The 11,474-nt window shown below is 45.8% G+C and carries 9 protein-coding genes; 8 read left to right on the plus strand and 1 reads right to left on the minus strand.

Annotated features, from left to right (window positions below):
- Positions 1 to 4 precede the first annotated feature (4 nt).
- Positions 5 to 175 carry a hypothetical protein gene (locus IID12_07530; GenBank protein ID MCH8288940.1) on the minus strand — a complete coding sequence of 57 codons (171 nt, stop codon included), beginning with the start codon at positions 173 to 175 and terminating at the stop codon, positions 5 to 7.
- A 474-nt stretch (positions 176 to 649) separates the two neighbouring features.
- Here IID12_07530 and tadA point away from each other — a divergent pair, with 474 nt between their 5' ends.
- From tadA to IID12_07570, 8 genes are all read left to right on the plus strand, one after another.
- Positions 650 to 1,891, plus strand: coding sequence for a Flp pilus assembly complex ATPase component TadA (gene tadA / locus IID12_07535; GenBank protein MCH8288941.1), 1,242 nt, complete (start codon positions 650 to 652; stop codon positions 1,889 to 1,891).
- Between the two features lie 2 nt (positions 1,892 to 1,893).
- Positions 1,894 to 4,305 (plus strand): tetratricopeptide repeat protein, encoded by a 2,412-nt coding sequence (locus IID12_07540; GenBank protein ID MCH8288942.1) that lies wholly within the window; start codon positions 1,894 to 1,896, stop codon positions 4,303 to 4,305.
- Positions 4,306 to 4,309: 4 nt separating this feature from the next.
- On the plus strand, positions 4,310 to 5,179 hold the full coding sequence (locus IID12_07545) for a hypothetical protein (GenBank protein ID MCH8288943.1): 870 nt from the start codon (positions 4,310 to 4,312) through the stop codon (positions 5,177 to 5,179).
- Between the two features lie 20 nt (positions 5,180 to 5,199).
- Positions 5,200 to 6,447, plus strand: a complete 1,248-nt coding sequence (locus IID12_07550) for a hypothetical protein (GenBank protein ID MCH8288944.1) — start codon at positions 5,200 to 5,202, stop codon at positions 6,445 to 6,447.
- A gap of 46 nt (positions 6,448 to 6,493) precedes the next feature.
- Positions 6,494 to 7,234 carry an ABC transporter ATP-binding protein gene (locus IID12_07555; protein ID MCH8288945.1) on the plus strand — a complete coding sequence of 247 codons (741 nt, stop codon included), beginning with the start codon at positions 6,494 to 6,496 and terminating at the stop codon, positions 7,232 to 7,234.
- A 58-nt stretch (positions 7,235 to 7,292) separates the two neighbouring features.
- On the plus strand, positions 7,293 to 8,972 hold the full coding sequence (locus IID12_07560) for a hypothetical protein (GenBank protein MCH8288946.1): 1,680 nt from the start codon (positions 7,293 to 7,295) through the stop codon (positions 8,970 to 8,972).
- Positions 8,962 to 9,933, plus strand: coding sequence for a hypothetical protein (locus IID12_07565; protein ID MCH8288947.1), 972 nt, complete (start codon positions 8,962 to 8,964; stop codon positions 9,931 to 9,933). Before IID12_07560 ends, IID12_07565 begins: the two co-directional genes overlap by 11 nt.
- On the plus strand, positions 9,897 to 11,474 hold a 1,578-nt coding region (locus IID12_07570; protein MCH8288948.1), incomplete at its 3' end, for an N-6 DNA methylase. The genes IID12_07565 and IID12_07570, both read left to right, overlap by 37 nt.

Below are 11,474 nucleotides of genomic sequence, written 5' to 3' on the forward strand. Positions count from 1 at the left end.
AGTATCAGGGCAGGGTTATGACCGGCGTACCCGAAATTCCATTGCCGGTAATTGTTGCAGCGACGGTCACTCCCTCAGTGCCGCCGGTCCCGGTAAGAGTGAATTGCGATCCTGTTACCGAAGACATGGCGTAGCTGCCGACCGATACTAATAAGAAAAGCTGTTGCTGTCCCACGCAAATACCTCCGGGTTGGTTTCGTACGATATAAGTGAAAAATCCGTGCTATACTCTGTTAACATGCTGTCCGGATGTTTTGAACAATGTTTAAGGCGAGAATCCGTATAATTACCCTAATTAATCTTTTGCGACTGTTGCGGTTATTATATGGCTAAATCCCTTTTATGTCAAGATTTAATGTAAGCGGCAGTGTTGTTTATTCAGTATCAGGGTAAAAGATTCGGCGATAATAATTGCATCTAACGGTCAACGTGTTTGGAGCTGGTGAAAGTAAGATATATCTAAGTGATCAGCAGGTAGTGTAAGTCGTTAAAAGCTTGTGATTTACAACAATATACTATTTGTAATTGACCGATATTAATATATATTATATTTAGGTGGGTTTTTAACGGCGTTACCTTAATTTAATAAAGCTAAAGTAGAATGAGAATAATTCCAAACATTTTCGGGGTCTGAGTAAAGGGAAGGAGTATGGATACAGCTCAAATTGAAAATGCAAAAGCGATCTTAAAACCTTTAATCGAGCAGATGCCCGGTACTCTTTATGGGCTTGAGATGCAGATATATATAGGTGGAGTCGTAAATGATCTGGATGATGATAAAAAGTTGACTCTGAGAAAGCTTATAGATTCTATTGTTCTCAGGATGGTGGATATGGACGCCTCCGATGTTGATATGGGCTCGCTCGGTTGCAGAGGAAAGATCTGGTACCGGGTGCAGGGTTCAAAGAATCCGGATCCCGAGGCGGGCGAGTACACAGAGCTGGAGATGAATTTCCTTCTTTTGAATATCATCATGGAACAGCAGCGTACAATGCTGATGAAAGACAGAAATATGGACTTCTCTTATTCAATCGGCAGCGGAGACGACCATATACGGTTAAGGGGAGATATGTACTTTGATATCGGACATATCGGCTTAAATATGCGTTTAATCGGGTCAACGATACGACCGTTTTCAGGATTCGATTTTCACCCGGAAGTCGCCAAAGCTTTAAGTCTCAAATACGTCAAACAAGGACTTGTCCTAATAACCGGAATTACGGGATCGGGCAAAAGTTCGACTCTTGATTCGATCATTGATGCAAACAATCGCAGCGTAGATGCGCACATGGTGATATTAGGAAGCCCGATAGAACATATTCATGAATCCGTTAGATGCATCATACGGCACAGAGAGGTAGGCGCGGACGTTCTCTCGTTCAAGGAAGGCGCAATTCAAGCGCTGAGGCAGGACCCGGACATTATAGTGATAGGAGAGATGCGTGACCCCGAGACAATTATCACGGGACTTGAGATCACCGATAGTGGTCATAAAGTATTTTCCACCCTTCATACATCTTCCGCGGTTGAAAGCATCGACAGGATAATCGGCGAAGTGCCTTCAGAGGTACAAGGGCGAATACGGGAAAGACTGGCTGACGTTTTGACGGTAGTTATTTCGCAAAAACTTGTAAAAACACTTGATAATAAAAGAGTAATGGCAAAAGAGGTACTTCTCGTGACTCCCTCCATCAGGGCGGCTATAAAAAACAATAACCTGGATGAAATCTACCAGATGCTGCAACAGGGTCAGAAGTTGGGTATGATAACCATGGAGCAGGATCTGAAGAGGCTTTACGAATCGAAAAAAATATCTTACGAGGAAGCTCTCAATAACGCGAATTTAAAAAAACGTTTCAAGGAGATAGTTCAGTTTTCGCCTAACGCCTGATTATGCCCGCCCCTAAAAAAGTATTCAGTATTTACCTGGACGTCAAACGAGAGTTGAAGACCGTCTTTGCTTCAGTTTCAGGAGGTAAAATTAGGGTTGAGGGGTTCGATCATGCTATGATGGTCACCTCATTGAAGCAAGAGGTGGAGGAATTTGAGGATCTCCCCGAAGGTGAACCGGGAATTGAAGCAGCTGAAGAGGTGTTTGGAATAGCTGATGAAGCTGTAGAGATTTCCGATGAAACGCTCTTTGAAGAGGGAGAAGACACCGGCGAAGTTGAAGCTATGGAAGATATTGACGAAACAGAGGATCAGGGCGAGCTTACAAATGAAGATGTCTTACTCTCTCTGGTTCAGAGAGTAGACGCAAAAAAATTCAATTATGCGATCAACATACCCGCTTCGCTTCTCTCGGTATTTCACCTGAGGGAGAACTACAAAGAATTAAAACCAAAGGTTCAGAAAACAGAAATACGATCGGTAGTACGAGAAAGGCTCGCTAAAGACATTCCGAATGATCATATAGCATACATAATGGATGATAAGGAAGGTGCGATCTCATTTTCCTATGAAGGGAATATCCCCCTTCTCACAGCAATAGATGGAATTACCCCACACCTTGATGCGAGACCAAAATATAGCCTGGCGGTTCCCGATGAAATATCGCTTCAGAATATAATCAGGTTAAACGAAGAACCCGGAGAAGATGATTATATAGCTATTATAGACATGGAGGAGACAACTACAAGGATTATCATATCGAAAGGGGGAGACATAGTTCACATCCCGCCTCCCGTACAGGGAGGTACCGAAACACCTGAGGTGATGAATACTATCTACAGCAAAATCCTCTACGAACAGGATATGGGTAACATGCCCGATTTCCAAAAGATCATCCTCACAGGCGAGGCCAGGGACGTTAACGCAAGAGAATTCTTAAACGAAAAATTCGGCGAAGTCGACGTCGAATATCTGACCATCAAAACGGACAAAATAGAATTGCCCGATGAATTAGTGGAAGATTTACCGGAATACGCCGTTCCGCTCGGGATGGCATTAACCGCACTGCTGCCTAAAAATGAGCGCATTCTTCCCGTCAATATGCTCCCGGATTATGTTGTAACCCGGCAGCGGACATTAAAAATCGAATGGCACGGAATGATAGTTCTTTTACTGATATTTACGACACCATTCTACATCAACTGGCAATATCAGAAAAAATCCGCATTGAAATTAGAACGGACACAGCGTATCAATCATCTGAATACTTCAATAATCGATCTTGAATGGGCAGAACCGTTAGTGGACAACCTTGCCAAAAGGATGACGTTAGCGGATGAAAACATGGCCCTGATAGACTCGCTCGCAAAGGGAACGCTTAGGTTTTCGGTTACTTTAAATAAAATTAACAAAGCAATACTCAAAGTAAATAACCTCTGGCTGACCGATTTAACATCAAGGGGGGAGGCGATAAATATTTCCGGGTTCAGCCTCTATAGAAACAGGATACACAGATTAGCGGATGAATTTGTAGGCGCTAATATCCAAAGCGTAACCCCGGCAAGAATCCGTAATAAACCTGTTTACCGCTTCCAAATGATTCTTGATAAAATTGTGGATGACGAAGCCCTCTTTGATCCGGTCGTTATTATACCTGAGCTTGAACCCGAGCCGGAACCCGAGCCGGAAATTCCCGTTGTGGAAGAGGTATTGATAGTGGAGGAACCTGTGGTCGTCGTTCCCGAGGAAACTTTAGCGGTAGAGGTAGCTCCGGAAGATACGATGGTCATGCCCTTGTATGAGGCAATGGATTTACCTCCGGGCGCGATATTGCCTGATACTCTCTATGGACAACTTTTTACGGTAGAAACGCCTCCCGACTACTACGAGGAAATGGACTCACTCTTTGCCGAAGAACAGCTGTACGATACGGTGATAGTCTCGCAGGAAGATACTCTTCCGGAAGAGACGTCATTATCAGCTGATACATCGAATCTGTTCGATTTCGACAGGATGATCTATGTTGATAAACAAAACTTACCTCTTCTTTACAGCGAAGCGTACGGGCACTACATTAACTCGGAATATTATGCGGCTATGGAAATATTTATTGCCATAGCGGACGTGCGGTTGAAAGATTCGCTGACCGATAATGCTCAGTACTGGGTAGGGGAGTGCCTGCTTGCTCTTGATATGCCGGACCAGGCAATCATAGCTCTTGAGCGACTATTCGAACTTTACCCGGAATCAAACAAGATAGAGCCGGGTCAGCTGCTTTTGGGAAAAGCCTATGCGGAAGTTGGAAGATTAACGGATGCTTTGCAAGTTCTGAATCTTATGCTTGAAACTAACCCTGAAGGTGAATTTGCTCCAAAAGCAAGGTATCTATTGAAAACTCTTAGCAAACAGGGATAAGATTATGTCATTTGCCGTCAGAAATACAATCGCGTTAGCCTTAATCCTGTTGACATTAGGCGGCGCCGGGTGGGGCTGGCTCCATTTGACTTATGGAGATATCCTTGAGAAACTCGAAGAAACAGTGATTAAAAGGGAAGCTCGATTAGATGAGCTCGAAATGATCTTAGCGGATTATGACTACATGAAGGAAAGTTTGGAACAGACCCTGAGAAGGCAGAAGTACTATCCTAAAGTATTGCTCCCGGAGGAAACTGTTCACGAAACATACAGGTACTTAGAATCGATAGCGAGCCGGAGAGCATCATTCGATTACGAGTACAAATTATCGGGTATTTCCGAAGAAGGTGATGTACTTTTTGCGAATTACCAGTTAAAAGGACAAGGATCTTACCGGAACATCAATAAATTCGTTCATTACTTGGAAAACAGCAAGCCTCTGTATAAGATAGAATCGCTTAACCTTAGCCGTCCGGCAGGGAGTCAGAGCGCATCAGGCGATATAGACGTTACTCTGAAATTCAAGGGGATATTCTCGGTAGGCGAGAACCTTGAAAATTTAGAGGATGAGGATATGTACGCGCTGAAAGATGCTGTTTACAGCACTCGATACAACCCGTTTAGGCCGTTCGTTCTGAATATTCTTCCGCCTAACACTGAAAATCTATTGGTCGTGGAGAGGGCAAGAGTCATAGCCATTTTGAAGGGATTGGCTTATATTCAGCATCAACAAGGCGATATGCTCACAATGAGGGTAGGAGACCGGGTATACCTGGGAATCTTGGAAAAGATCGACCTAAAAAAGGGGGAAGTGGTTTTCGCCATGAACAGAGGCGGGATCTTCGACAGAGTGATTTTAAAACTCGAAAGTTGAAATTTATAAGAGAGACTGATATGGGACATTCTAAATTGGTAGGGATAGTTTTGGATAGAATTAAATTCATTGTGAACATACTTATATTAGCCTTGGCGGTGAATCTGACGCTGGTTGGTTCATCCGACGCTCAACGCAGCGGAACGCCGTTTCAGAGCGGTGGTGAGGGAGAAAACGTCGCCTTCCCCGCGACTACTACGTTTGTGCAGGCGTTTCAGATTTTGAGCCAGATATCCAGGGATGTAGAAGGAAAAGTTATTATCGATCCCACAAATCAAAAGGGTCCTATAAACGTGTCAGTCCCCTTTCTGCATTGGAAAAGGGCATTGGAGATGATACTGACTTCTAACGGACTTGAGTACGTCGAAAGAGCTACATACTACGAAATCCGTCCTTCGGCGTTCGGAATCGCAATACCTTCGGGACCTGCATTACCATTAGAAGATGTTCTGACCATCGATACACGGCAGGTGGAGATATCGGCAATATTCTTTCAGGGCGACAGGGGAAGCATTGCGGAAGCGGGAATAGACTGGTCGATTTTCTCCCGGGGCGACGTCAATTTCGACATTAGTTCGGTAGCAGCTGCGAGTGTTACACAGGAGTTCTTGAGCATATCAGCTGATCGAACGACAGAATCCAGGACCCAGACAATTACCACTCTCGGTATATTGAGAGCATTCGAGGCTTTAAACATCGGGAGAATAATTTCCAAACCTTCTATTACCGTACTGGACGGAGTGGAAGGAATGGTTCAGGTTGGTCAGAGTTTTTCTATCAAGCAGCGGGATTTCGCCGGTAATACAACAGACAAATTCTTCGAAGTCGGAACAATATTGAAAGTAACGCCGAATATTGTGGTCGATAGGGATATAAGTTTCATTCACCTCAAGATAACTGTGGAAAAAAGCGCAGCATTTCCTGATCCGGTAAGTACAAGAATCGATAAACAGATGGCATATACAGAGGTATTGCTTCTTGACGGCGAACAGACTTCGGTCGCAGGATTGTTCACTGAAGAAGCGGTTTCCATTCGGAAGGGAATACCTATTTTAAAAGATTTACCCTGGTGGTTTTTCGGTTTGCGGTTTCTTACGGGTTTTTCTTCAGTTGATAATTCAGAGGGCGAACTTATCATCATAATCAAGGCTAAAATTCTACCCTCGCTTACCGAACGGATTGAACGGAGAAAAGCCGATATCGACGAAATTATCGAAAAGAGAAGGGAAGAGTTCCGGGAAGACCTTAAAAAAATTCCTTCGAACTAAGAAGGACGCCCATTATCTTCCTGACACTGATCTAAACGGGCTTTCAATGATTAAGTTCGATGCCGTCACCAAACGATTCGGTGACTATACAGCTCTCGAGGAACTGAATCTTGAAATTCCGGAAGGAATTATTTTCGGGTATATCGGGCCGAACGGCGCCGGTAAAACTACCACGATTAAAATGCTCGCCGGGTTACTTAAGCCGACTTCCGGAACGGTACATATCGATGGTTACGACGTTCATGCCGACCCTATGAAAGCCAAACATCTGTTCGGATACGTACCCGATAAACCTTACCTGTACGATAAACTGACGGCGGATGAATTAACCGATTTTGTAGGCGGGATGTACGGACTCAGCAGAGCTCAGGTCGAGTCAAACAGAAAGGAACTTTTTGATTATTTCGAAATAACACCATGGAAACATAAAAGAGCGGAAGAATACTCGCAGGGGATGAAGCAAAAACTTCTGATTGCGATGGCGTTCATCCATGATCCCAAGATATTCATAATCGATGAGCCGATGATGGGGCTCGACCCCAAAAGCATCAGGAATCTGAAAACGTTCTTAAAAGAGAAAGTAAAATCCGGAATGACGATATTTCTCTCTACCCACAGCTTATCGGTCGCCGAGGAATTATGCGATAGAATAGGGATCTTACATCAAGGCAGGCTCATTGCCGAAGGTCCGATCAGCTCACTCGCCGAATTTGCCGATGACAAAGAGGGTACCGATCTTGAAACTTTATTCTTAAACCTGACTGCGGAGGAGAATGAATTAAATTGATGAGAGAAAATCCACAGAATGAATAGAAACGCCTGTTAACGTGAAAGATTTATTGAAAGTGAGAGCTCTGAGCTTCCTCCGATACGGGAAGGGATTGAGTGTGGGTACGACGTTGATGGAAATCGCTACTCTTCTCGTGTTCGGTGCCTTCGCTTACGGAGCCTATAACGGAATACAAATTACGCTCAGATTCCTGGTTGAGGGGGTGCACCTCCCTATCTCATTTTTACACAGTCTGATGGCAACGGGATTGTTCGCGCTGTTCGTCATGACCGGAATAGGTAACTCGGTGACGGCATTTTCAGCGTTTTTCCGATCAGAGGAGTTAGACTATCTCTTCACCCTCCCTCTGAACTCAAAAAAGCTGTTTTTATTCAAATTCGCGGAAAATTTTTTCAGAAGCTCTACTCCAATGTTCCTGCTCGGTGGGTCGGCATTGTTAGCCTACGGGATATATTTCAGACTAAGCATCGCTGATTTTCTATTGATTATAGCCGGTATTGCCCTTCCCTTTATATTTATTGCAGCAGCGCTGGGAACGTTTATTTTATTCCTCATAGTCCAGATCTCAACTATATATCCGACAAAATTTGTAATCACGGCCGCACTGCTGATAACGTTAGGTGGCTCGGGCACCTATTTTCAATCAGTTCATCCTGTGGATCAGGTACAGGAAATTATCAAATATTATCCGGATTACGAGAATCACCCGGTAATCGCCAGGGGGGAGGTCGGGAACATCGCATTCGTTCCGAGCACCTGGGCGGCGCGGGCGCTGTTCAGGATAGTAGACGGCGATATCGAAGGGGCGCTGCCTCACATAGCGCTGATGATAGGCACCTGCTTCGGGATTATTTTTCTCTTATATACTGTATCGGGCGGACGATATTATCAGACATGGCTTAACACAAGAGGGAGTGAGTGGCTTGTTAAAAGACAGAAAAGATCGTTGGCGGTAGCCTACCTTCTGAAGTTGAAACTACCTTTTAGCAAACGAGTGGATGCTTTGCTCAAACGTGATATGCTTCTTTTTATCAGAGAACCGAGTCAATGGGGTCATCTTATAATATTCGGAATATTGCTTTTGATATATGTGGCAAATATGAGCGGTTTAACGCTCTATATCGCTGACCCTTTCAGAATGACCCTGCTATATATAGCAAACTTCATTTTCGGAGGTTTTTTCCTCGTCTCTCTCGCCGTCCGGTTCGTCTTCCCACTTATGAGTCAGGAAGGGAGGGCGTTCTGGATAATAAGATCTTCTCCGAATTCGATGAAGTTTATCTTAAGGTACAAAAGCGTAATGTCATTTATTATCTTACTTCTGATAGGATTACCATTATTAGACGCTACTTCCTCGTCTCTAAATCCGGGCGACGTTTTATACCGGTCGACTATGATATTTACCTTAGTGGGCACGATAGTTATCGCCCTGATCTCTCTCGGCGCAGGCGCCTGGTTTGCCGATTTGAAAGAAAAAAGTCCGATCCGCGCGGCTTCATCGAGGGGAGCAACTGTTGCATTTTTACTGACAATGTTTTATCTAATAGGAGGAGGGGCTATATTATCGGCTGTAGCTCTTAACACTTATAAACAATTAATTGACGAGATCCCATACGAATCGGTTAATATGATGATATTGGCAGGTATATTCGGCGTTATAAGCGTTCTGATCGCAGCTGTCGGAATATATATCGGTAATAAAGCTCTGTCAAGGGAGGATATTTATGCAAAATAGGATAAAGGAATCATTGCGCATTGAATTTTTAATTTCGGCTCTCACGGTTACCATGTTGCTTTTACCAGCGTGCAGCTCAACGTTTATTCTCTTAGAAGATTCTTCGGTTTCTTTTAATGAATCTGAATACGATAAATCGGGCAGATACATATGTACTTTGAGCGGTGTCCTGATAAATTCAAACGGAGAGCATGTAAGCGGTGCGGTCGTTGAAGCAGCCACAAGGGACTATGAAAATCTATGGTCAACAGAGAGTACGACAGGAATAGACGGTAAATATTCAGTCGATTTGTATTGGGTCAATCAACCGTTCATTTATGCGGATGTGTTCCCGAATCCGGCGCAGAGCAGTTTGACCAAAAGTGGATTTTCATATCTCAGGGAAGCAAGAACGCTCACGCTTGATATACCGGTGTATTTAAAAGAAGTCATAGAGCCGCTGACCACTGTTCCGATTACTATGTACAGTCTGTCGTTCGCCCTTGGGAGAATGACGGAAGACGTAGTTAACCGCCGCTTATTACAACTTTCTTTCACGGCTCAGGATATTGAGACCGGGCTGACGATAAATGGTTCAATACTGACATTAAGAGGGGTCGGAAGTATATCCTCACCCGATTCACTGCTCAAGAGTTTTATTATAAGCGACACTCTGCTGGCTATTGCGGTACAAAACGCAAAATCTTACGTGATAGGAGAGGAGTCCAAGAAACTGACGCCGAAGGGTGGGCGATATACACCCGTTATTACAGCGTCTGGCAACTCCGTGAGCGCGCAGAACGATATTTCGCTGGGAATAACTTTAGCGACCTCTGGGTGGGGCTGCGGGAGACGTTCAGGCTTTTTCGTGATGACGACGCTGCTAAGAAACTGGGGCTTTCCGCGCTCAACGGTGAGTTGTTCGGAGAAGCGGCCTGCAGAGAGTTGGAAGGCGCATCATGCACAAACGAGGAGCTACTGAGGGCCATTCGTCATCTCTCGACCTTTAGAGAGGGCACTGGACAGCGACGGCGGGTTAACTACGCCAATCTTGATGTCGAAGAGTTTGGCTCGGTGTATGAGAGCCTGCTCGATTTCCATCCGCAGGTGTCACTCGACCCACCCGCATTCGACCTTGTAGTGGGTGGTGAGCGCAAGCAGACTGGAAGCTATTACACGCCTCCCGACCTGGTGCGAGAGCTTATCAACAGCGCGCTTGTTCCGGTCATGGAGGAGCGTCTGAGTGGAGCAAAGGATAAGGAAGATAAGGAGAAGGCGCTGCTTGGTCTGCGCGTTTGCGACCCCGCCGCAGGTTCCGGGCATTTCCTGCTGGCCGCCGCGCGACGTATTGCACGCGAGCTGGCCCATGTGCGCAGTGGAGAGGATGAGCCGTCGCCTGGCGAGTACCGCGAGGCGCTGCGCGATGTTATCCGCAACTGCATATACGCCGTTGACAAGAACCCGCTTGCGGTCGACCTCTGCAAGGTTGCGCTGTGGATTGAGGGACACAATGCGGGCCTGCCGTTGAGCTTCCTGGACAACCACATCAAGTGCGGCGATAGCCTGGTTGGTGTCGCTGACCTCGCGGTGTTGAGTGAGGGCATACCTGACGACGCATACAAGCCAGTAACCGGGGACGATAAGTCCGCTGCGAAAGAGTACCGCAAGCGAAACCAGGAGGAAAAGAAGAAGGAACAGCAGCTTTCCTTGGGTGGCCCTGCCGAGCACGAAGGAGTGCCCGCCACGCTCGCTGAGGACTTCGAGACCCTGGGTCTGCTTGCTGAGCGCACCCCAGATGAAGTCCAGGCCAAAGAAGACTTGTATGAGTCTCTGCGCGGGCGAGCGACCGACTGGTGGAAGATGAAGGTAGCTTGCGACCTGTGGACTGCTGCCTTCTTTATGCCTTTGCAGCCAGAAGATGCTCTCAATCTGGAGCGTGTGCCAACGACTGGAACGATTCGTAGGCACCTGGAGTCTAACTCGGCCCACCCGACCTTGATTGGGCAGGCCGTTGAAATCGCCCACAAGCACGCCTTCTTCCACTGGCCGCTAGAGTTTCCTGATATATTCGAACAAGACGGATTCGACGTGGTGCTGGGCAACCCACCCTGGGACCAGCTTCAGTTTAGAGAACAGGAATTCTTCACGTCTACTCGGTCCGATATTGCACGAGCGAGTAATGTGGCGGCACGCAAAAGGATGATTGAAATATTGAAGAAAGAAGATTCCGAACTTTTCAATTCTTACGGAGCTGCCCGGTACGAAGTCGATGCAGCGCGTCGATTCATGCAATATTCGAGTCGGTTTCCCTTAACTGCACATGGCAGAATAAACCTATATGGTCTCTTCGCTGAAACAAGCCGTAACTTAACAAATCGCTCAGGTCGTGTCGGTTGCATTATTCCTACGGGAATTGCAACCGACGATAGCGCGAAGCTTTTCTTCCAGGACTTAATGAGGTCAAATTCTTTAATCAGTCTTTACGACTTTGAAAATCGCGAACAGCTGTTTTCAGATGTCGAT

The sequence above is a fragment of the Candidatus Neomarinimicrobiota bacterium genome, assembly GCA_022567655.1.
Lineage (GTDB): Bacteria > Fidelibacterota > SORT01 > SORT01 > SORT01 > JADFGO01.